The sequence below is a fragment of the Sphingopyxis terrae subsp. terrae NBRC 15098 genome (genome assembly GCF_001610975.1).
In the GTDB taxonomy this organism is placed as follows: Bacteria; Pseudomonadota; Alphaproteobacteria; order Sphingomonadales; family Sphingomonadaceae; genus Sphingopyxis; species Sphingopyxis terrae_A.
Map to the genome: position 1 here is coordinate 2,957,643 of NZ_CP013342.1, position 21,660 is coordinate 2,979,302.

A 21,660-nucleotide genomic window follows, 5' to 3' on the forward strand; every position below is an offset into this window, starting at 1 on the left:
GGCAGGGGGCCATCATCCGGCCTCGTGCCATTTTCCTACGGTTCGGCTCGCATCGCCCGCTTCGGTGATGGGCCCCTGCCTTCGCAGGGGCGCAGACAAGGTGGAACGCGATGACCCGTGCCGACCCTCTCGCCCAATATAACAAGAAGCGCGATTTCAAGCTGACCCCCGAACCCGCGGGCAAGGTCGCGAAGGGGGGCGGCAATCGCTTCATCGTCCAGAAACACGACGCGACGCGCCTCCATTACGACTTCCGGCTCGAAGTCGATGGCGTGCTCAAGAGCTGGGCGGTCACCAAGGGGCCGAGCGCGAACCCCGACGACAAGCGGCTCGCGGTGCGCACCGAAGATCATCCGATGGCCTATGCCGATTTCGAGGGGGTGATCCCCAAGGGCGAATATGGCGGCGGTTCGGTGATGCTGTGGGATCGCGGCACCTGGGCGCCGGTCGCGGGGAAGAGCGCGAAGGATCTGGAAAAGGGCCATCTTCACTTCACCCTCGACGGCGAGCGGATGAAGGGCGAATGGCTGCTCGTCCGCATGAAGCCTCGCGCCGGTGAAAAGCGCGAGAACTGGCTGCTTCGCAAGATCGACGACGCCTATGCGGGGGGCAGCGACGACTTGACCGGCCGCTACCTCACCAGCGTCCTCACCGATCGCCCGATGGCCGAGATCGCGGGCGACGAAGACGGCGAGCAATCGCTGAAGGGCGCAAAGGGCGAAGCGTTCGCGAAGAAGATGGCGGCAGCGGCGGCGCACAATCGCAAGGTCGCCAAAGGCTCAAAAGCCGGCGCCAAGCCGCCCAAATTCCGCAAGCTGCAGCTGGCGACGCTCGTCGACAGCGTGCCGGCCGGCAACAACTGGTTCTACGAGATCAAGTTCGACGGTTATCGCGCGCTCGTCGCCGCGGCGGGGGATCAGGTCGTCGTCTACACGCGCAGCGGGCTCGACTGGACCGACAAGTTCGCCCCGCTCGCCCGCCATATCGCCGCGCTCGACCTGCCGCCGTGTCTGATCGACGGTGAGATCGTCGCCTATGGCAAGGACGGCAACCCCGACTTCTCCTCGCTCCAGGCAGTCCTGAAACGCGGCCACGGCGCGCAGGACGAGGCGACCGACCTGCATTTCTTCGCCTTCGACCTGCTCGAAGAGAACGGCAAGTCGCTCACCGCACTCGGCAATCTAGAACGCAAGGAACGTCTCGAGGCGCTGCTCCGCGATGCAGCGCCGCCGATTGCGGTCGCCGATCATGTCATCGGCGCGGGCGAAAAGCTCTATGAGGCGATGTGCGGCGCAGGGCAGGAGGGCATCATCGCCAAGCGCGCCGATGCACCCTATGCCGGCCGCCGGTCGAAAAACTGGGTGAAGGTCAAATGCACCCGCCGCCAGGAATTCATCATCGTCGGTTGGAAGGAGAGTTCGGCGAAGGCACGTCCCTTCGGCTCGCTACTTCTCGCGCAGCGCGAAAAGGGCGAGCTTGTCTACAAGGGCAATGTCGGCACCGGCTTCGATGCCGATACGATGGCGATGCTCGCGGCGAAGTTCGCGGGCCGCGCGCGCAAGACGGCGCCGGTCGATGTCGACAAGGCGGCGGCGCGCAAGGTCCATTGGGTAAGGCCCGACCTTGTCGCCGAGATCGCTTTCGCCGAATATACCGCCAGCGGCTCGGTCCGCCACGCAAGCTTCGTCGGGCTGCGCGCCGACAAGGAGGCGAAGGACGTGAAACCCGAAACCAAGGCCAAGGCTCCCAGCCCGGTCAGCGACGTGAAGATCAGCAGCCGCGACCGCGTCATCTTCCCTGAGGCAAAGGCGACGAAGGGCGACCTCGCCGACTATTATGCCGCGGTGGCGCCGGTCATGCTCCCCCACCTCGCGCGCCGCCCGGCCAGCCTGGTCCGCTGTCCGCAGGGACGCGCGAAGCAATGCTTCTTCCAGAAGCATGATTCAGGCTCTTTCGGCCCGCACGTCCACCACGTTCCGATCGAAGAGAAGGACGGCGGCGTTGAGGATTATCTCTATGTCGAGGATGCGGACGGCATCCTCGCCTGCGTCCAGATGGGGACGATCGAATTTCACGGCTGGGGCAGCCACGTCGATACGCTCGAACAGCCGGACCGCATGGTCTTCGACCTCGACCCCGACGAAGGGCTCGACTTCGCCGACGTCAAAAAGGCCGCGGCGGATTTGAAGCGCCAACTCGCCGACATCGGCCTCGTCAGCTTCGCGATGCTCTCCGGCGGCAAGGGCGTCCATGTCGTCGTGCCGCTCGATCCGGGGCACAGCTGGGACGCGCACAAGGATTTTGCGAAGCGCTTTGCCGAGGCGATGAGCCTTGCCGAACCCGATCGTTTCGTCGCGACGATGAGCAAGGCAAAGCGCAAGGGAAAGATCTTCATCGACTGGCTGCGCAACCAGCGCGGCAGCACCGCAATCATGCCCTATTCGGCGCGGGCGCGGGCTGGGGCGCCCGTGGCGGTTCCCATCGATTGGGACGGGCTGGCCGCCATCGACAGCGCGCGCCACTGGACGATCGCAGACGCCCGCGCCTTGCTCGATCGCGCCGCGAGCCCGACGCTGAAGGGATGGGGATTTGCGCGGCAGACGCTGCCCGCGATCTGACCCCGCATCGGCGCTGCGATCCTCCCGCTTTCGAGGCCCGAAAAATAACGATGCTTAGCCATTTAATGTTGCAATTCTGGCACCGTTAAAATGGGGAAAATGTGCAATTTATTCATAATCGGGTTGCATGCTTATCGGGTGGTTCGGTCAACTTGTTGAAAGCAGGTTAACCTTACTCGGAACATGTTTGAATATTTTGCAGAATTCGGATATTCTTGCCCGACCAGGCCTGAATATTCTCCATTAGTTCGATGCCATTTCCTTCCATCGGGATGGCATTGTGGATCAGGAGGATGGAATGATCGAACCCCGCTTTTCGGGCACGGCGCACGAACCCAGGGCCGCGACCGATGGCGATCGTCGTGGGGGGGACCGTTACCGGACGGTCTGGCGGATCGCAAAAGTCGTGCGCGACAATGATGTTGGTCTATGGCGCGTGCGCAATATTTCGGACCGCGGCATGCAGCTTGCGGCCGACGTTCCCGTTCATGTCGACGAAAATCTGGACATCTATCTGTCCGACAGTGTCGTGCTGAAGGGCAAGATCGTATGGGCCGACGGTGGCCGCTGCGGCGTGGCCTTTCACGAAGAGATCGACGGCGCCGGCGTGCTCAAACAGCTTGCTGCCGAACAGCGCGCTTATGGCTATCGCGCCCCCCGCATCCCGCTCCACTCGCGCGCCAAGGCGCAGGTCGATGGGGTCGAAAGCATCATCGAGCTTGTCGACATGTCGCAAAGCGGCGCGGGCTTCGTCCATGGCGGACATCTCGAGGTCGGGCGCCATCTGCACCTGACGCTGGCCGACGGGCTGGAGCGCAAGGCGATCGTGCGCTGGGCGCGCGGCGGCCGCGGGGGATTGTGGTTTACCGAACCGCTGAACCGCGTCGATCTGGAAAGCATTCGCCGTTTCGAGGGCTGAGCCGTTCAGGCGATCGCCTTTGCCTTACCATCGCGGACGATCTTTGCCCAAGGGTTGAGATCAGCTTCGGCGACCTTGACCAGCCGGTTGTGGTCGCGGTGGCGGAAAGGCGCGTCGCGGCCATGCACCATCAGCATCGTGTCGGAGACATAGCTCCACGATCCGTCGGCATGGAATTCGACGTCGAGCTGATAGCTGTCGGTGCGGAACGCCGCTTCCAGAAACGCGGTCGAACAGATGCCATATTCGGTCTGGCCACGCTCGGCGCGCACCGACAGCTTGCGTGCATCGGGCGCCGCGTGTCCCGCCGCAATCGCTATCTGGCCGCGCGGAATCGCCAGCGTTTGCAGGATCAGCCGGGTCGCCGGTTCGTAGAGCCAGTAACCGACCTGGTCATGGAAGGAGATATCCTCTTCGGGCGTGTTGATGTGCAGATGGTAGCGCAGGCCATAGAATAGCTGCGGCCCGTTCGCCTGCGGGTCGATCGGCTGCATTTCGACCCGCTCGTAATAGTTGCGGGTTTCGGGGCCGTCGGCCTTCGGATTGACATCGACGCCGCGCTTTCCTTCCCAGATGCCGGCGAAATGGCGCAGTGGGCCGAGATTGGCGAGCGTGTCGGGGTCGACATTCTCGGGCTCGGTGAAGATGTCGTTCGGCACGTCCATGCGTTATCCCCCAATCCGCGCGGTCAGATGTCCTCGGCCAGTCGTCCGTAAAGCTGGGGCCGGCGGTCACGGAAAAAACCCATCCCCGCGCGATGCTTCGCCGCGCGGTCGAGATCGATCGTTTCGACCAGCACCCCCGTTTCGGCGGCGTCGAACGCCTGCGTCAGATCACCCCATTCGTCGGTGATGAAGCTGTGGCCATAGAAATTCGCGTCACCCTCTGCGCCGATGCGGTTGGCGGCGATCACCGGCATGCAGTTTGACACCGCATGACCCTGCATCGCGCGGCGCCACATGTGGCGGGTGTCGAGGTCGGCGTCATAGGGCTCGCTGCCGATCGCGGTCGGATAAAAGAGCAGTTCGGCACCCATCAGCGCCATCGCACGCGCGCATTCGGGATACCATTGGTCCCAACACACCCCGACGCCGATCCGCGTTCCGAAGACGTCCCAGACCTTGAAGCCCGTGTTGCCGGGGCGGAAATAATATTTCTCTTCATAGCCCGGCCCGTCGGGGATGTGGCTCTTGCGATAGGTGCCCATGATCGCGCCATCGGGGCCGATCATCGCGAGCGTATTGTAGTAATGCGGCCCGTCCTTCTCGAAGAAGCTGGTCGGGATCGCAACTTTGAGCTTCGCGGCGAGCGCCTGCATCGCCTTGACGCTGGGATGGTCGGCGGTCGGGTGGGCGCTAGCGAACAGCGCCTCTTCTTCGACCTGGCAGAAATAGGGGCCTTCAAACAGCTCGGGCGGCAGGACGACCTGCGCGCCCTTGGCCGCCGCTTCCTCGGCGAGCGCCGTGACCGCGTCGATATTGGGTTGCACGGGGCCGGGAAGCGGGAGCTGGAGCGCAGCGACGGTGATGGAGCGGGTCATGAGGCGGATATAAGCAAGCCGGCGCATCTTGCCACCGCAAAAGCGGATGAGAGGTTGGTGTTGTTAGCCTAAGGGGAGCGTCCGCAAGCGACCGATTGCGGTCATTGGGCCGTCAAAGCTGTGACGCGTCCCACGGCGACAGCCGTAAAGTTTCTCTTTGTTGCGCGATCGTCGAAGCCGCTGCCTGCCTTAACGTTGCCGCGTCCGATGCGAGGTTGGACATACGCTCGGCCTTTAGATGAAGCATCGATGTTTGATCCCCGGAGCCATTCAACACACGCCCGAACATTTCGGCTGCTTCATCGTTACGCCCGACTAGCCCTGCTGCGACCCCGGCGTTGTAGAGCATCCAACTTGGGTGCGTCGGTGCCTGTCGCGCTTCGGTCCGCGCCTGTTCCAGGAGAATCTCGGCCGTATCGGGTAGGGAACTAAACATTGCCGCAAGTCGCCGTGCTTCATCGGCCGCTCTGTCGGCGAGGCGCGCGACTGCCACCGCAAATTGTTCGTCCGATAAGTATTCCTCGAAGCCTTCCAAGCGTCCGCCGAAGTCAAAGCTGATCGGCGCAACGTCCATCCAAAGCCAGTGTGCTCCGACGTTAAGATAGCTGCCCTTGCTCCAAGAGCTTGGCTGGAACTCGACAACAGTGAGCCACCAAGAATGATCGAAGAACCATAAGCGCGATTGCCCTTTGCGCTGAAAGCCTAAGGGCCTCAGCGCCGCTTTTGCAGCGTTGGCAATGATCTTGTCGTGTGGGCCCGGTATTCGTCCTCCGCGCCAAAACCTATTCGCGCTTTCGTCGGTTTCCTACCCCAACACCGACGCTTGCACCACCATCCGTGCCCACGCGTCGCCTCACGCCGGCACCTGCTGGCTCGAGCAATGGAAGCTGCCGCCGCCGGCGATGATTCCGCGCGCTGGAACGCCGACGGCGCGGCGATCGGGGAACAGCACCGCGAGTGCCTCGACTGCAGCAGCATCGTTGGCGACGCCATAGGTCGGGACGACAACAACCGTGTTGCCGATGTAGAAGTTCATATAGCTCGCCGCGACGATCTCGCCGTCCATCTCGACCCGGCCGGGCGAGGGGAGGTCGACGATCTCGATGCCACCGAACGCCGCGGCGCGCACGCGCGCATCCTCGTAAATATCGGCGTTGGGGTCGTCGCTGCCCGCCGCCACGGGCAAGGCAAGCCGCCCCTCGCCCACGAAGCGGGCGAGATTGTCGACATGGCCGTCGGTATGGTCGCCGACCAGCCCCTTGCCGAGCCACAGCAGGCGGTCGATACCGAGCGACTGGTGTAGCCTTACGGCAATGTCCGCGCGCGTCAGAGACGGGTTGCGGTTGATGTTGAGCAGGCATTCCTCGGTCGTGACGCAAAGTCCGGTGCCGTCGACGTCGATCCCGCCGCCTTCGAGCACCCAATCCTGCTCATCGACGGGCAGGCCGCTTTCGGTCGCCAGCGCGGCGCCGACTTCCTGATCGCCCGGCATGACGAATTTCTCGCCCCACCAGTTGAAACGAAAGTTGCGCGCGCGCCTTTTCAGGCCCGTTCCCACGATGATCGGTCCCGTGTCGCGCAGCCAGATGTCGCCGAGCGGCTGCACCAGGATGCGCACCCCGTTGTCGACGAGAGCCGCAGCAATCTGCGCCTGCCGCTCGTCATTGACCACTAGCCGCACCTCCTCGCCGCGGCCGCCGTCGTGGACAACGTTGGCAAAAGCAGCGACATCGGCACGCGCCGCATCGATTTGCCCCGCCCACTCGTCATCGAGGTGCGGAAAGCCGATCCACACTGCGGCGTGCGGCGCCCATTCGGCGGGCATATGGAGCGTCATGGGCGCCGCCTCGCTTATTTGCCTTCGCGCGATTTGTCGCGCGCGGCGCGGAACTCGTCGCCTTCGTTCCAGTTGGGCCAGCTATCGGTCGATGCGAGCATCCGGCCGGCGGCATAATAGAGGCGGAGATCGGCGAGCATGCCGTCCCAATTCTTTATCGCCGCATATTCGTCGCCGGGCGCGTGGTAGCGGTTCTTCTCATAATCCTCGGCGGCCTTCTTGCCGGCGTCCTTGCCGCCCGCGACCAGATCTTCGCCGGCGCCGAAGTTGAAGAAGGGCACGCCGCGCTTGGCGAAGCTGAAGTGATCCGAGCGATAGTAGAAGCCCTTTTCGGGGGTCGGTTCATCGACAATCGTCACCTTCGCCGCCTTGGCGATCTTTTCCAGATAGGCGTCGAGCTGCGACTTGCCGCGGCCGACGACGACGATGTCCTTCGCGGGCCCATTGGGGTTGAGCGCGTCCATATTCACGCCGCCCACCGTCTGCGCGAGCGGGAACACCGGGTTCGCGGCATAATATTCCGATCCGAGCAGACCCGATTCCTCCGCCGTCACTGCCAGGAAAACGATGCTGCGATCGGGCGCGCCCGCCTTCTGATAGGCCTGCGCCAGCGTCACCAGCGCGGCGGTGCCGGTCGCATTATCGACGGCGCCGTTGCAGATATCGTCGCCGTTCACCGGGGTGCAGCGGCCAAGATGGTCCCAATGCGCGGTGTAGAGCACATATTCGTCGGGCCGCTTCTTGCCGGGCAGAATGCCGATGATGTTATGCGACAGCTTCTTGGAAATCTGATTGTCGAAGCTGAGCGACGCCTTGACGCCGGTGAGCGGAACGGCCTTGAAACCCTTCTTGCCCGCCGCTTCGCGCAGCGCGTCGAAGTCCTGCCCGGCGCTCGCGAACAATTCCTTCGCCTTGTCGAACTGGATCCAGCCGTTGGCGGCAGTCTGATCGGCGCCGCCATCCTTCTTTTCGGCGAGATATTGGGTGCCGGTGTTGCTGCTTTCCACGACGTTCCAGCCATAAGCGGCGGGTTCGGTGTCGTGGACGATCAGCGCGGCGGCGGCGCCCTGACGCGCCGCTTCTTCATATTTGTAGCTCCAGCGGCCGTAATAGGTCATCGCGCGGCCGTTGAATTCGCCTTTGGCTTCCGGGGTTTGCCAGTCGGGGTCGTTGACGAGGATGACCACCGTCTTGCCCTTCACATCGAGCCCGGCATAATCGTTCCAGCCCTTTTCAGGCGCGTTGATGCCATAGCCGACGAAGACGACGTCGCTGTCCTTGATTTCGGTTTTCGGCTGCACACGATAGCTGAACGCGACATAATCCTTCGCATATTGCAGCGTGACCGGCGCCTTGCCGCCGGTGAAGCGCAGCGGCGTCGCATTCTTTGCGGTGATCTCGACCAGCGGGACTTCCTGCGTCCACTGGCCGTTGTTGCCGGGCTTCAGCCCCGCCGCCGCGAACTGGCTCGTCAGATAGGCGATCGTTTTTTCCTCGCCCTTCGTTCCGGGCGCGCGGCCTTCATAGGCATCCGACGACAATTCCTTGGTCACATCCTGCAAAGTCTGGAGCGACAAGTCGGGGAACTGGACATCGGGCAAGACGGCAACCGCGTCGGCCGCCGTGGCGCCGGTCGTCGGCGCATCGGCGTTGCACCCGGCAACGCCGAGCAGAACCGCAAGAGCTGCGGTGGTTCGGGGGAAGCGAAGCATGGAATTTCCTTGGATTTTCGTGTTCGACGAGGGGGCTTTTGCCAGCCGGGCCGCCCCGATGCAAGAAGGGCGGCCCTTTCGGACCGCCCCCTTGATGTCGCTTCGGTGGAAACCGGATCAGCGCGAATAGAATTCGACGACCAGATTGGGTTCCATCTTCACCGGATAGGGCACTTCGTCGAGCGTCGGCACGCGGACGAAGGTCGCCTTGGTGCCGTCGAGCGCCAGATATTCGGGCAGGTCGCGCTCGGGCAAGCTCTGCGCTTCGGCGACCAGCGCCATTTCCTGCGCCTTCTTGCCGAGGGTGACTTCGTCGCCCGGCTTCACGAGGCGGCTCGCGATGTTGCACTTCACGCCGTTCACATAGACGTGACCGTGGCTGACGAGCTGGCGCGCCGAGAAGATCGTCGGCGCGAACTTGGCGCGATAGACGAGCGCGTCGAGGCGGCGTTCAAGCAGGCCGATCAGATTCTGGCCGGTGTCGCCCTTCATACGCGCGGCTTCGATATAGTTCTTCTTGAACTGCTTTTCGGTGATGTCGCCGTAATAGCCCTTGAGCTTCTGCTTGGCGCGGAGCTGGATGCCGAAGTCCGACATCTTGCCCTTGCGGCGCTGACCGTGCTGGCCGGGGCCATATTCGCGGCGGTTGACCGGGCTCTTCGGGCGACCCCAGATGTTTTCGCCCATCCGGCGGTCGAGTTTATACTTGGCGCTCTGGCGCTTCGACATTTGCGTCTCCAATTTGCTGTGTGCCGAAGGATCTCGGCGGGTCCCGGATCGCACCACAGGAACGCTGTCCTGTGCGACCGCCGCTTCACCGGGGTGCGGGGTCAATTTGCGAAGGCGCGCGGTTAGACGGTAGGCGCGGCCGAGTCAAGTCGTGCCGGACGCTGGACGGCGCGCAAAAAGGCGCTAAAGGCAGCGCGCATGACCTCTGCCAAACTTCCCGACCAATGCGAAACCATGGCCGACGTGCGCGCCGGCGTCGATCAGGTCGACCGCGAGCTTGTCGCGCTGCTGGTACGCCGGTTCGGCTATATGGACGCAGCGGCGCGGATCAAGACCGAGCGCAGCGCCGTTCGCGACGAGCCGCGCAAGGCACAGGTGCTCGACAATGTTGCGCGCGAGGCCGGAAGCGCGGGCCTCGACCCGCAGCGTATCCGCGCGGTGTGGAACGAACTGGTCGAACAGTCGATCGCCTATGAGGCCGTCCGCTGGGACCGCCTGCGCACCGACTGACCGTCGCTCAATTGGTGGCGGCGGTACCGGGCTTGTCGCCATCGGCGTGGGCATCGTCCTTTGGCGGTGCCGATTCGACGACGGTGCGGCAGATGCGCTTCGGCACCGCGCTGCCGGTGCTTTCGACCTTTTCGCAAATCTTCTTCGGCTTGGCCGACTTTGCCGGCGGAGGGGCTTCGGTTCCCGCCGCTGCAAGGGCGAGCGAAAGCATCAGGCTCATCATCTTCAGTCTACTCCCGGGGAGAGCCGCGTCGCAATTCTGCGGCGGCGGGCCAACGATGCTGCACCGCAGCACGATGCGAAGAAATTGTCAATTCCGTTGCGGCGGACGACTTACCGCGCGCGGGGCGTGCGGCCCAATATGGTCACGATCCCGTGCATCATCCGGATGTCGTTGTGCGACCAGCCGGTCTTCGTCAGCGCGGTGCGCAGCGTCCGCAGCGTTGCCTCGGTCCGTTCCTCGGGAAAGAAATAGCCGGCCTTGTCGAGGTCGCGGACGAAATGCTGGATCAACTCCTCTAGCTCGCCGTGCGGGGCGGGGGGATCGAGCGGGACGTCCGGCGGGCTGGCGAGCGCGATGCCTCCCTTGCCCCCGCTCGGGACATGCTTCGACCATTCATAGGCGAGCAGGATCACCGCCTGCGCGAGATTGAGCGACCCGAACTGGGGGTTGATCGGCACCGTGACGATGCTGTGGGCCAACGCGACGTCGTCGGTTTCCAGTCCCGAGCGCTCGGGCCCGAAGATATAGGCCGACCGTCCGGCGCTGGCATGAACCTGACTTGCCGCCTCTTCGGGCGTGAACACGGGCTTGGAAACCCCGCGCTTGCGCACGGTGGTCGCATAGATGGTCTGGCAATCGGCGACCGCATCGGCCAGCGTATTGAATACCTGCGCCTCGGCCAGCACCACGTCGGCCCCCGATGCGGCGGGCCCCGCATCGGGGTTCGGCCAGCCATCGCGCGGCGCGACGAGGCGCAGTTCGGTCAACCCGAAATTGAGCATCGCGCGCGCTGCCTTGCCGATATTCTCGCCAAGTTGGGGGCGCACGAGGACAATGACGGGGGGAGGGGCCAGATCCGTCACGGTCAGCCCTGCTTCGCTGCCTCGGTGATCGACGAGGCGAATTCCTCGAAATCCCGGGCTTCGGTGAAGTCGCGATAGACGCTGGCGAAGCGGATATAGGCGACATTGTCGAAGCCCTTGAGCGCTTCCATCACCATCGCGCCGATCTGCGTCGCCTGAACCTCGTTATCGCCCGAGGTTTCGAGCTGGCGCTGGATGCCCGACACCAGCCGTTCAATCCGCGCGCCGTCGATCGGGCGTTTGCGGCATGCGATCTGGACGCTGCGCATCAGCTTTTCGCGGTCGAAGGGTTCGCGGCGGCCGTCGGCCTTGAGGACGGCAACTTCGCGCAACTGAATCCGCTCGAAGGTGGTGAAGCGCGCGCCGCAATCCTCGCACTGGCGGCGGCGGCGGATGGCGGCGCCGTCCTCGGTCGGACGGCTGTCCTTCACCTGGCTGTCTTCATGTCCGCAATAGGGGCAGCGCATGGGTTAGCGCTTCACCCGCGTATAGAGCGCGATCGCCGCGCCCGCGAACAGGCCGACCGGCCAGGTCACGACGGGCAGCACCGCACCCGCGATCGCGCCGACGACGCCGCCGGTGATGACCGGCCGCGTCGAGGGATGATCGATCCCCTGCTTGCCCATCGCCTTGACCTCTTCGATCGTCAGTTCGACCAGCGTCGGTTCTTCGGGGTGCTGCCGCGCCATCGCCCTTATCCCTGATAGATGGGGAAGCGTTCGCACAGCGTGCGGACGCGGCCGCGGACATTCGCCTCGGCATCGGCATCGCCATGCTCGCCCTTGTCGCGCAGCGCTTCGAGCACGTCGGCGACCATGTCGCCGATTTCCTCGAACTCGGCGATGCCGAAGCCGCGCGTCGTGCCCGCGGGCGATCCGACGCGGATGCCGCTGGTCTTGACCGGCGGCAGCGGATCGAAGGGCACGCCATTCTTGTTGCAGGTGATCGCCGAGCGTTCGAGCGCTTCGTCGGCGTCGCGGCCGGTGATGCCGAGCGGACGCAGGTCAATGAGCGCCAGATGCGTGTCGGTGCCGCCCGCGACGACATCAGCACCGCGCGCTTTCAACCGGTTAGCGAGCGCCTGCGCGTTGGCGATCGTCGCTTTCGCATAGTCCTTGAACTCGGGGCGCAGCGCCTCGCCAAAGGCGACCGCCTTGGCGGCGATGACGTGCATCAGCGGGCCGCCCTGGAGGCCGGGGAACACCGCCGAGTTGATGCGCTTCGCAATCGCCTCGTCATTGGTCAGGATCATGCCGCCGCGCGGGCCGCGCAGCGTCTTGTGCGTCGTCGTGGTGACGACATGCGCATGCTCCATCGGCGAGGGGTGGGCGCCGCCGGCGACGAGGCCCGCGAAATGCGCCATATCGACCATCAGCAGCGCGCCGACATCGTCGGCGATGGCGCGGAAGCGCGCGAAGTCGAGCGTACGTGGATAGGCCGAGCCGCCCGCAATGATGAGCGCGGGGCGATGTTCCTTCGCCAGTGCCTCGACCTGGTCGAAATCGACCAGATGATCGTCGGCGCGCACACCATATTGGACGGCGTTGAACCATTTACCCGACATGGCAGGCGCCGCACCGTGCGTGAGGTGGCCGCCGGCATCGAGGCTCATGCCGAGGATCGTCGCGCCGGGCTTGGTCAGCGCCAGCATCACCGCCCCGTTCGCCTGCGCGCCCGAGTGTGGCTGGACGTTCGCGAAGTTGCAGTCGAAAAGCTGCTTCGCGCGATCAATCGCGAGCTGTTCGACTTCATCCGACGGCGCGCAGCCCTGATAATAGCGGCGCCCCGGATAGCCTTCGGCATATTTGTTGGTGAAGACCGACCCCTGCGCCTCGAGCACCGCCTTGGAGACGATGTTTTCCGAGGCGATCAGTTCGATCTGATATTGTTCGCGTTCCAGCTCATGCTTCATCGCTGCGGCGACTGCAGGGTCGGTGGCGGCGACGCCGTCAGTGAAATAGCCGGCCGATTTGATGGGCTTGTCGAGCGTGTCGGTGGTCATTGGCTGTTCTCCAGGACGGGCGGGTGGGAAAGCTTGTCGACGCGGCGCGCGTGGCGGTCGCCGGCGAAGTCGGTGGTCAGGAAGGCGGTGACGCAGGCCTTGGCCATGTCGATGCCCGTCAGCCGCGCACCCATCGCGATGACGTTCGCGTCATTATGTTCGCGGGCAAGCTTCGCCGACAGCGGCTCGGACACCAGGGCGCAGCGGCACGCCGGATTGCGGTTGACCGAGATCGAGATGCCAATGCCCGACCCGCACAGCGCAATGCCTTTATCGGCGCTGCCATTGGCGACCGCAGCGGCGAGGCGGTAGCCATAATCGGGGTAATCGACGCTCTCGGGACCATGGGTGCCGAGGTCGGCAACCTCATGCCCTTCGCCGCGCAGCCAGTCGGCGAGCAGCGCCTTCAGGTCGGTGGCGGCATGGTCGGATGCAATGGCGATGCGCACGGCGCGTCTCCCGCTGGGGCGTTGAGGGAATCGGATGAGCGCGCTTTAAGCGAAGCGCCGCGGATTGGCCATAAGCGGCAGCGGCTTTTTCGCCGCTATTTTGTCACAAAGCGGGTTTGACCGGCCGGCCTGCCGCCCGTAGAGCGCCGGGCATGGGCGACCTATTGCTTTCTATCGTCATGTTGGGCGGAATCGCGCTGCTGGGCGGTGGGGTCATGGTGTTTCGCAGCGGCGACCGCCGCCGCGCGCTGCTGATGGTTGTCGCGGCGCTGATCATGTTCGCCAATGTCGCCATCTGGCTGGTTCCGGTGAAATGATATCGGTCCTCCCTGTCGCGTAGCGATGGGGAGGGGGACCGCTCGCGAAGCGAGTGGTGGAGGGGCGGCGGATTCGCGCTATTTGCCCCTCCGTCAGCCCTTCAGGCTGCCACCTCCCCATGGCTTCGCCACAGGGAGGATTTGAAGCTCAGCGGATCGGTGAATCGGGCGCAAGCCGCATGTCGAGATAATTGTCGAGCGACTTCATCAGCTGATCGAGTTCATGCTCGAAGAAATGGTTGGCGCGCGGAATCTCGTCGTGGTGGATGGTGATGCCCTTTTGGGTGCGCAGCTTGTCGACGAGCTTCTGGATCGCGCCTGGCGGGACGATTTCGTCCTGGCCGCCCGCGACGATGATACCCGACGACGGGCAGGGCGCGAGGAAGCTGAAGTCGTACATGTTCGCCGGCGGCGCGACCGACAGGAAGCCGCGAATTTCAGGGCGCCGCATCAGAAGCTGCATGCCGATCCAGGCGCCGAAGCTGAAGCCGGCGACCCAGGTCGTCTGCGCCTCGGGGTGGATCGACTGGACCCAGTCGAGCGCTGCCGCGGCATCGGACAATTCGCCGATGCCATTGTCGAACGTGCCCTGGCTGCGGCCGACGCCGCGGAAGTTGAAGCGCAGCACGGCGAAGCCGCGCGCGACAAAGCTCTTGTACATCGCCTGGGTGATGCGGTCGTTCATCGTGCCGCCACCCTGCGGGTGCGGGTGAAGGATCAGCGCAACCGGTGCGCGCGGACGCGGCGGGGGCGAGAAACGACCTTCGATGCGGCCCTCGGGGCCGGGGAAAATGACGTCGGGCATGGAAGCACCTCTTATCTTTTTTGAGCTCCCGGCCGAATCGCCGGTTGGCGGGGTGGCGGAGCGAAGGTCGCGCCTATATAGAAAATAGGTCTCAACTTGCAACTTTTGCGAATCGTTCGCAATAGAAGGCGATTCCTACTCTTGTTGGTCATCCGACGAGAAAGAGAGAGCGTAGCTCGACACCAACGCGATTAGCGGGCAAATGCCGCAAATGATCTACCTCGACTATCAGGCCACGACCCCGCTCGCTCCCGAAGCGCGCGAGGCGATGCTGCGATGGCTTGGCGATGACGGCGACAGCTTTGCGAACCCCGCGAGCACGCACAAGGCAGGGCGCGCGGCGGCGGCGGCGGTCGAGGTTGCGCGCGATCAGGTGGCGGCGCTGTTGCCGCGCGGGGGGCGCGTCATCTTCACGTCGGGCGCGACCGAGGCGCTGAACTGGGCGCTCTTCTGCGGTGCGCGCGCGATGCCCGGCGGGGTTGCGGGGCTCAGCATCGAACATGCCGCATCGCTCCAGTGCCTCGAGCGGCTGGACGCGGCGATCCTGCCGGTCGATGCGGCGGGGCTGGCGCTGCCGCCCGACGCGGCGCTGATTCCTGAAGGCGGTATCGTCGCGACGATGCTGGTCAACAACGAGGTCGGGACGATCCAGCCGGTCGCCGATTTCGCCGCGGCGGCGCATGCGAAGAACAGCCTGCTGCTGTGCGACGCGGTACAGGGGTTCGGCCGCATCGCGATCCCCGAAGGGCCCGACCTGATCGCCGTATCGGCGCACAAGATTCACGGGCCCAAGGGGATCGGCGCGCTGTGGATTCGCGACGGCGTCGATTTGCCGCCGCTGATGCTGGGCGGCGCGCAGGAACAGGGGCTGCGATCGGGGACCGTCTCGCCCGCGCTCTGTGCCGGGTTCGGTGCGGCGGCGGCGCTGGCGGCCGACCGTCTGGAGGTCGACGCTGCGCATGTCGAGCGCCTGTGGTCGCTCGCGATGGACATGCTGCCCGAGTGGACGATCAACGGCGCCGAAAGCCAGCGCTATCACGGCAATCTCAATATCCGACGCGAAGGGGTCAACGGGCTGCGGCTGATGTCCGATGCGCGCGGCGTCGCCTTTTCGCTGGGCAGCGCCTGTGGCAGCGGATCGGGCAAGGTCAGCCATGTGCTGCGCGCGATGGGCATCAGCGAAGCCGACGCGCGCGCCTCCATCCGTCTCGGTTGGGGACGCTATACGTCCGAACAGGCGTTGCGCGACGGGCTGAATGCCATCAAGGATGCGGTCCGCTTGCAGGGAGTGAATTGATGCGCGTCACCTTCATCCATGCCGATGGCAAGGGACGCACCGAAGTCGTCGCGGAACCGGGTTCGATCCTGCTCGACGTGGCGCAGGCGCATATGATGCCGCTGGAAGGGACGTGCGAGGGGCAGATGGCCTGTTCGACCTGCCATGTCATCGTCGCGAAGGAGGATTTCGGCCGCCTGCCGCCCGCCAGCGAGATGGAGGAGGATATGCTCGATCTTGCCGCCGGGGTGCGCCGGACCAGCCGCCTGTCGTGCCAGATCGTACTGACCGAGGATCTCGACGGTCTGACCGTTCATATCCCGTCCGAAAGCCGCAACATGCAGGGGCCGCGCTGATGCGTCGCCGGCGCGCTGTGGGCTTTGCCCTGACGCTCGCCGCCGTCGTCACGCTGGCCGGGTGCGCGTCGTCGCCTGCCGCGACCAACAGCGCCCGCGACAGCGCGCAGGCGAGCGTCGCGAACCGGATCGCGGCACTGGAAAAGAAAAGCGGCGGTCGGCTGGGCGTTGCCGTTACCGACCAGTTCGGGAAGCTGATCGTCGGCCACCGCGCCGACGAGCGTTTTGCGATGTGCTCGACCTTCAAGCTGCTGCTCGCGGCACAAACGCTGACCGCGGCGAAGAACGGTGTGTCGCTGCGCACGCCGCTGCCCTTCACGCGCGCCGAACTGCTGCCGTACTCGCCGGGCGCCGAGCGCCTGCTCGATGCGGAGGGGAAGGGCGAATATCGTATCGGCTTCGCCGCCGAGGACGCCGTGGTGCTCAGCGACAATCTCGCCGCCAATCTGCTGCTCGATCATTTCGGTGGCCCGACCGCCTTCACCGATCATGTTCAGGCGACCGGCGATCTGGTCACGCGGCTCGACCGGATGGAGCCCGACCTCAACGCCAATATTCCGGGCGATCCGCGCGATACCACCAGCCCCGCGGCGATGGCGAAGAGCGCGGCCGCCTATATCTTCGGCGACAAGCTCGACACCGCCTATCGCACGATGCTGCGCGATTGGCTGGTCAAGAGCGAGACCGGGCTTGAACGCATCCGCGCCGGGCTGCCCAGAACCTGGCCTGTCGGCGACAAGACGGGGTCGTGTGGTACCGCCTATAATGACGTGGCGTTCGTCGAGGAGCCGGGGGGCGACAAATATATGATCGCCGTCTATCTCGACCGCCCCGCGCTGAAGGGCGACGCCGCCAACGCGATCATCGCCGATGTGGCGCGCGCGGTGACGGGCGACCGCACCGAATAGCCGCGCCGCTTGCAATTCGCGCCCACCGCCGCCATATGCGCGCCGGGAGTCGGGCGGACGCAGTCTTCGCCAACCCGGTCAGGTCCGGAAGGAAGCAGCCGCAACGAATTCGCTGCGGGTCGTTCCGGCTCCCACCCCTCATGAAATTCAGAGCTGTCCGGACTGGCTTTATTCGTCCTTGCTCTTGTCGAAATGGCCCGCCAATCCTCTGTAGATTGGGGGAGGAATATATGCACCTGTGGGCAGCGATCGCGACGATTTTGGCGATGGCGACGTCTGGACAGACTTTCGCCGCGGAACCCGCGGCCACCGGCGCCTCCTTGTCGCGATTGTGCGGACTCCAGAAGGCCGGGCCATATCGGTTCGGAGTGCCGAGGTATGAAGCGCGATTGGGCGAATCTAAGCCGGGCGGCGAATCTTTTCCCGCCCCGTTCAGCCGCGTAAACCTTGTCACGACCAACTGGTCCGGCCGTGTGATGCTGGTCGAGTTTCGGGGCCCGATCGCCGAGTCGGACGCGGGATCGGCAGCCGAGACGATGATGGTAGCGGGGTTCCAACGCGATGGCTGGCGTCCTCTGTTCGATGCGGCCGACGAGTCCGTGCCGACCGCTCCTGAGATCGCGGATGCCGATCATATTTTCACGCGGACAACAGACGAAAAGGGGATGTCGGGAACCCTATACGCGGGGTTGAGCTGGCGCGCCGGCCAACTCACGCTTGCTTGCGGGCGTGCCGATCTGCTGGCGCTCGACAGGCTCGAAGCTGAGGGGGTGCTGCCCGAGGATGCACGGCGGCCCCAGGAACCGGCGCCGGTTACAGCGGCACCGCTTACGTCTGCCCGATGCATCGATCTGGAGACGCAGGCGCAGGCAGCGGCAATGTTCGATGGCGGGACCGACGCCTATGTCGATCAGGTCGGCGATCAACAGGATTATTGGGATAGGCTGGCGCGGTGGCAGCGCTGGCGCCTTGAAAAGTCGGGCAAGGTCGATGCGGCTCGTCTCGACGAGCTGCAATATGCGGCGGAGGACGCGCGTAACGCAGCTGCGCAAGAGGATCCGCTGGCGGCTATGACCGGTGCACTTGAGGCGATGCCGGAGCTGGAAGAGGCCCGGAAATCGCGTGAGCCGCGACGGATATGCGAAGCCTATGCGAGGGTTGCAAATTTCGTGGCGAATGATCTGTGGCAGCGCGCGGAGCGTTCAAAGGCCGTGAGCGCGGCATGGGCGGCGGAAGCTGCGCGACTGGATATTCCGCTGGATTAAGCTCTTCGTTTTTCCTCCGGTCATAGCCAAGACTACGGCTTGACCGCCCGCAATTGCCCGCACACCCTGCGCGTCGCAGCAGGGGAGGATGGGCATGAGATATCTTGTTCCGGCCGGACTGGGCATGGCGGTCTTGCTCGTAATGGGGGCGGTGCAGACCTCGACGGCGTATGAGATCAAACCGAAACAGCCCAATCATGAGCGGCTGACCGCGCTGGCCGAGCGGTGCCTTGCTGCCGCCGCCGGTGCCTTGCCCAGCCATTGCCCGCTGCCCCGCACCGCGGCCGAGTTTGCGGCGACCGACATTGGCGGGTCGGTCTACGCCAATGCCGTCCGCTGGCCGGACGATCCGACGCGCCAGATCAGTGCGACGGGCCTGGGCAAGATTGCGGTCAATCTTGGCGCCGAACGCTGCAAGAGGCATGTCGGGCCGGGCAAGCCCTTTGGCGGCCTGATGTGCAACAGCCATTATGGCGCGCTGCAATTCCTGCACGCCATGCGCCCGACGGCGGGCGAGGCGCCATCCGAAACCCGCGCCAAGATCCTCGGCTGGACGCGCGCGGCCTTTGCCATCGCAACAGGGCAGGGCGTTGATGCGACGACGGGATATTGCACCTATTTCCGAAGCCAATCTCCCGCACTTGCCGAAGCTTTTGCGCCGCCCGGCTTTCCCTATTGCGACGACCGGACCGAAGGCGGGAAAAGCTATAAGGCGTGGCGCGTGCATACGCTGTTCACGCTCGAATGCCGCAATCCCTTCGCGTCGACCAAATGCAGCGAATTGACCGGCGATGTCGCAGCCGATCTGGCACGCAAGCGCGCGGCCGGGGCTTTGCTGCATCTGATCCAGGACAGTTTCTCGCAAAGCCATACGGCGCGGGGCGGCGTTTTTCCCGCCGGCCCCTACAGCGCCCGCGTCGTGTGCCTGCCGGTGCGCGAATATTATGATTATGCCCAGAATAGCGGCGTCCATCCGGCGGCCGACAAGGCGCCGACCTTCGACCTTGCCGGCTGCGCCGACGGGCCGGTGGCCGATCCGATCACCGCGTCGGCGCAGATGCTCTGGTTGATCGAGCAGCGCGCGAATCCCGATGCGGCGGTCAAGCTGATGGCGGAGGCGGTTCTGGGCGCGGCGACCTGACGCGCGGCGGCGCGCGCATACCCTTCGACAATCGGCGCGGCGCATCCTAAAGACCGGCTATGGACGATTCCGCCGACGACACTCCGATGCTGGGCATGGACTTGCCAGAGGCGCCGCCCGCGTCCGCCTCGAACGGGCCATACCGCGTCCTTGCCCGCAAATATCGGCCGCAGACCTTTGCCGAACTGATCGGGCAGGATGCGATGGTGCGCACGCTCGGCAATGCGATCGCGCGCGATCGGCTGGCGCATGCGTTCCTGATGACCGGGGTGCGCGGGGTCGGCAAGACGTCGACCGCGCGGCTGATCGCCAAGGCACTCAACTGCATCGGCCCCGACGGGCAGGGTGGGCCGACGATCGACCCGTGCGGGGTGTGCGAGCCGTGCCGCGCGATCACCGAAGGGCGTCATATCGACGTGATCGAGATGGACGCGGCGTCGAACACCGGCGTCGACGACGTCCGCGAGATTATCGAGGCGGTGCGCTATGCCGCGGTGTCGGCGCGCTACAAGATCTATATCATCGACGAAGTGCATATGTTGTCGCGTAACGCGTTCAACGCACTTCTGAAAACGCTCGAAGAGCCGCCGCCGCACGTCAAATTCCTCTTCGCGACGACCGAGGTGAACAAGGTGCCGGTGACGGTGCTGTCGCGCTGTCAGCGGTTCGATCTGCGGCGCATTACCCCCGACATGCTGTTCGCGCATTTCAGTTCGATCCTGCAGAAAGAGGGCGTCGAGGCCGAGGCGCCCGCCATCTGGCTGATCGCCAATGCCGCCGAAGGATCGGTGCGCGACGGGCTTTCGATCCTCGACCAGGCGATTGCCCACGCCGATCTGGAAGCCGATGGCGCGGGCGGCGGGCGGATTTCGGCCGACCAGGTCCGCACGATGCTGGGCCTGTCGGACCGCACGGCGATTGCGCAGTTGATGGCGACCGTGCTTGGCGGCGATGCGGGTGCCGCGATCGACCTTGCGCGCGCGCAATATGCGCTTGGGATCGAGCCGGTCGCGATGGTGCGTGGGTTGATGGACCTGACGCATGCGGTGACGCTGGCCAAGGTGGCGCGCCACGACGATCCGGCGCTGGCCGCCGCCGACCGCGAACGCATCGGCGATTGGGCGCAGAAGCTGGGCTTCGCACCGCTCAACCGGCTGTGGCAATTGCTGCTCAAGGGGCATGACGAGGTGCTGCGCGCGAACAATCCGCTCGAGCATCTGGAAATGCTGTTGCTGCGCGTGATCTATGCAGCGTCGCTGCCCGATCCGGGCGAACTGGCGAAGCTGCTCGAATCGGGCGGCGTTCCGGCGATGCCGCTTGCGGCGCCGCAGCCTGAGCCCGGCGGCGATACGCCCGGCGCGCCGGTTGCGGCCGCCACGCCGCCGGCGACGGTCGAGGCGGTGGAAGCACCGCCCCCTGCGGCGCTGACCATCGCGCAGATTCACCAGCTGCTGGAATCGACGGGCAATCATCGGCTTGCGGTCGACGTCTATGACCATATGCGGCTGATCGCGCTCGAACCGGGGACGCTGACGTTCGCGCCCGTGCCGGCGCTCGGCGAAGGCTTTGCCCGCGATCTGGCCGACGCGCTGCTCGCGGCGACGGGCAATCGCTGGTCGGTGCGCGCGGGCGAGGGTGAAGGCCGGCCCAGCCTGGCGCAAATGCGCGCCGCGAAACTGGCCGACAATGATGCGCGAATCCGCGAACTGCCCGTGGTAAAGGCCGTTTTGGCGGCATTTCCCGACGCAAGACTTGTCGAGGATGGCGACAATCGCCATAAGTCCGCCCCATGAAATCGATCGAAGAAATGATGAAGGCGGCGCAGGAAGCGGCTGCCACGGTGCAGGCCCAGATGCAGGAGGCGCAGGCGAAGCTCGACAATGTCGAGGTCGAGGGCGTTTCGGGCGGCGGCCTGGTCAGGATTACCGCGACCGCCAAGGGCCGGATCAAGGCGATCGCGATTGACGACAGCCTGATGGTTCCTAGCGAAAAGCAGATGCTCGAAGACCTGCTTGCCGCTGCGTTCAATGACGCGCGCGAAAAGGCCGATCAGGCGAGCAACGAGGAAATGGGCAAGATGACCAGCGGCCTGCCGCTGCCGCCCGGGTTCAAGCTGCCGTTTTGACGAATTGATCCTCCCTGTGGCGGAGCCATGGGGAAGGGGGACCACCGCCTCAGGCGGTGGTGAGG

At 64.9% G+C, this 21,660-nt stretch carries 24 protein-coding genes, 1 other RNA gene and 1 pseudogene; 12 read left to right on the forward strand and 14 right to left on the reverse strand.

Features of this window, described 5'->3' with window-relative positions; all coding sequences use genetic code 11:
- The first annotated feature begins 110 nt into the window (after positions 1–110).
- Positions 111–2,618 (forward strand): DNA ligase D, encoded by a 2,508-nt coding sequence (gene ligD / locus AOA14_RS14080; RefSeq protein ID WP_062902249.1) that lies wholly within the window; start codon positions 111–113, stop codon positions 2,616–2,618.
- A gap of 298 nt (positions 2,619–2,916) precedes the next feature.
- Positions 2,917–3,537 (forward strand): PilZ domain-containing protein, encoded by a 621-nt coding sequence (locus tag AOA14_RS14085; RefSeq protein WP_058813295.1) that lies wholly within the window; start codon positions 2,917–2,919, stop codon positions 3,535–3,537.
- 5 nt (positions 3,538–3,542) lie between these two features.
- Here the strand turns inward: AOA14_RS14085 and AOA14_RS14090 are convergent, their stop codons facing one another.
- The 7 genes and pseudogenes from AOA14_RS14090 to rpsD all read right to left on the reverse strand — a co-directional run bounded on the left by AOA14_RS14090 (position 3,543) and on the right by rpsD (position 9,355).
- Positions 3,543–4,202, reverse strand: a complete 660-nt coding sequence (locus AOA14_RS14090; protein WP_062902250.1) for an FABP family protein — start codon at positions 4,200–4,202, stop codon at positions 3,543–3,545.
- Between the two features lie 23 nt (positions 4,203–4,225).
- Complete coding sequence (gene aguB / locus AOA14_RS14095; protein ID WP_062903179.1) at positions 4,226–5,077, reverse strand: N-carbamoylputrescine amidase; 852 nt, start codon at positions 5,075–5,077, stop codon at positions 4,226–4,228.
- Between the two features lie 112 nt (positions 5,078–5,189).
- Positions 5,190–5,651, reverse strand: a complete 462-nt coding sequence (locus tag AOA14_RS14100; protein WP_062902251.1) for a hypothetical protein — start codon at positions 5,649–5,651, stop codon at positions 5,190–5,192.
- Positions 5,652–5,711: 60 nt separating this feature from the next.
- Positions 5,712–5,840, reverse strand: a pseudogene (locus AOA14_RS20390) (hypothetical protein); the annotation flags it as partial.
- A gap of 90 nt (positions 5,841–5,930) precedes the next feature.
- Positions 5,931–6,914, reverse strand: a complete 984-nt coding sequence (locus AOA14_RS14105) for an agmatine deiminase family protein (RefSeq protein WP_062902252.1) — start codon at positions 6,912–6,914, stop codon at positions 5,931–5,933.
- A 14-nt stretch (positions 6,915–6,928) separates the two neighbouring features.
- Positions 6,929–8,626 carry a M28 family metallopeptidase gene (locus AOA14_RS14110; protein WP_062902253.1) on the reverse strand — a complete coding sequence of 566 codons (1,698 nt, stop codon included), beginning with the start codon at positions 8,624–8,626 and terminating at the stop codon, positions 6,929–6,931.
- A 117-nt stretch (positions 8,627–8,743) separates the two neighbouring features.
- On the reverse strand, positions 8,744–9,355 hold the full coding sequence (gene rpsD, locus AOA14_RS14115) for a 30S ribosomal protein S4 (RefSeq protein ID WP_003044490.1): 612 nt from the start codon (positions 9,353–9,355) through the stop codon (positions 8,744–8,746).
- A gap of 198 nt (positions 9,356–9,553) precedes the next feature.
- On the opposite strand from rpsD, the gene AOA14_RS14120 reads away from it, so the two are divergent.
- Positions 9,554–9,865 (forward strand): chorismate mutase, encoded by a 312-nt coding sequence (locus AOA14_RS14120; protein ID WP_062902254.1) that lies wholly within the window; start codon positions 9,554–9,556, stop codon positions 9,863–9,865.
- A 7-nt stretch (positions 9,866–9,872) separates the two neighbouring features.
- Here AOA14_RS14120 and AOA14_RS14125 read toward each other — a convergent pair whose 3' ends face one another.
- From AOA14_RS14125 to rpiB, 6 genes are all read right to left on the reverse strand, one after another.
- On the reverse strand, positions 9,873–10,088 hold the full coding sequence (locus tag AOA14_RS14125) for a hypothetical protein (RefSeq protein ID WP_062902255.1): 216 nt from the start codon (positions 10,086–10,088) through the stop codon (positions 9,873–9,875).
- Between the two features lie 110 nt (positions 10,089–10,198).
- A complete protein-coding gene (locus tag AOA14_RS14130; protein WP_062902256.1) occupies positions 10,199–10,951 on the reverse strand; it encodes an RNA methyltransferase in 753 nt (250 codons plus the stop codon).
- 2 nt (positions 10,952–10,953) lie between these two features.
- Complete coding sequence (nrdR, locus tag AOA14_RS14135) at positions 10,954–11,418, reverse strand: transcriptional regulator NrdR (protein ID WP_062902257.1); 465 nt, start codon at positions 11,416–11,418, stop codon at positions 10,954–10,956.
- A 3-nt stretch (positions 11,419–11,421) separates the two neighbouring features.
- Positions 11,422–11,640, reverse strand: coding sequence for a hypothetical protein (locus AOA14_RS14140; protein WP_062766734.1), 219 nt, complete (start codon positions 11,638–11,640; stop codon positions 11,422–11,424).
- A gap of 5 nt (positions 11,641–11,645) precedes the next feature.
- Entirely contained in the window at positions 11,646–12,953 is a 1,308-nt protein-coding gene (glyA, locus tag AOA14_RS14145; protein WP_062902258.1) for a serine hydroxymethyltransferase, read from the reverse strand.
- Positions 12,950–13,402, reverse strand: coding sequence for a ribose 5-phosphate isomerase B (gene rpiB, locus AOA14_RS14150; RefSeq protein WP_062902259.1), 453 nt, complete (start codon positions 13,400–13,402; stop codon positions 12,950–12,952). Before rpiB ends, glyA begins: the two co-directional genes overlap by 4 nt.
- A 179-nt stretch (positions 13,403–13,581) precedes the next feature.
- Here rpiB and AOA14_RS19865 point away from each other — a divergent pair, with 179 nt between their 5' ends.
- Positions 13,582–13,719: a hypothetical protein gene (locus AOA14_RS19865; protein WP_238929793.1), complete on the forward strand. Its 138-nt coding sequence runs from the start codon at positions 13,582–13,584 to the stop codon at positions 13,717–13,719.
- Between the two features lie 148 nt (positions 13,720–13,867).
- Here the strand turns inward: AOA14_RS19865 and AOA14_RS14155 are convergent, their stop codons facing one another.
- A complete protein-coding gene (locus AOA14_RS14155; protein ID WP_003044467.1) occupies positions 13,868–14,524 on the reverse strand; it encodes an alpha/beta hydrolase in 657 nt (218 codons plus the stop codon).
- A 211-nt stretch (positions 14,525–14,735) separates the two neighbouring features.
- Between AOA14_RS14155 and AOA14_RS14160 the strand changes: the two genes are divergently transcribed.
- From AOA14_RS14160 to AOA14_RS14195, 8 genes are all read left to right on the forward strand, one after another.
- Positions 14,736–15,821 (forward strand): cysteine desulfurase family protein, encoded by a 1,086-nt coding sequence (locus AOA14_RS14160; RefSeq protein WP_062903180.1) that lies wholly within the window; start codon positions 14,736–14,738, stop codon positions 15,819–15,821.
- Entirely contained in the window at positions 15,818–16,156 is a 339-nt protein-coding gene (locus tag AOA14_RS14165; RefSeq protein WP_120694163.1) for a 2Fe-2S iron-sulfur cluster-binding protein, read from the forward strand. The genes AOA14_RS14160 and AOA14_RS14165 overlap by 4 nt, the downstream gene beginning before the upstream one ends.
- Positions 16,156–17,064, forward strand: coding sequence for a class A beta-lactamase (bla, locus tag AOA14_RS14170; protein ID WP_062902260.1), 909 nt, complete (start codon positions 16,156–16,158; stop codon positions 17,062–17,064). The genes AOA14_RS14165 and bla overlap by 1 nt, the downstream gene beginning before the upstream one ends.
- A 41-nt stretch (positions 17,065–17,105) precedes the next feature.
- An RNA gene (ffs, locus tag AOA14_RS14175) (signal recognition particle sRNA small type) lies at positions 17,106–17,203 on the forward strand.
- A 1-nt stretch (position 17,204) separates the two neighbouring features.
- Entirely contained in the window at positions 17,205–18,329 is a 1,125-nt protein-coding gene (locus AOA14_RS14180) for a hypothetical protein (protein ID WP_202988272.1), read from the forward strand.
- Between the two features lie 94 nt (positions 18,330–18,423).
- Positions 18,424–19,470, forward strand: coding sequence for a hypothetical protein (locus tag AOA14_RS14185; protein WP_202988273.1), 1,047 nt, complete (start codon positions 18,424–18,426; stop codon positions 19,468–19,470).
- Positions 19,471–19,529: 59 nt separating this feature from the next.
- On the forward strand, positions 19,530–21,263 hold the full coding sequence (locus tag AOA14_RS14190) for a DNA polymerase III subunit gamma/tau (RefSeq protein WP_409372269.1): 1,734 nt from the start codon (positions 19,530–19,532) through the stop codon (positions 21,261–21,263).
- Complete coding sequence (locus tag AOA14_RS14195; protein WP_062902263.1) at positions 21,260–21,595, forward strand: YbaB/EbfC family nucleoid-associated protein; 336 nt, start codon at positions 21,260–21,262, stop codon at positions 21,593–21,595. Before AOA14_RS14190 ends, AOA14_RS14195 begins: the two co-directional genes overlap by 4 nt.
- The last annotated feature ends 65 nt before the right edge of the window (positions 21,596–21,660 follow it).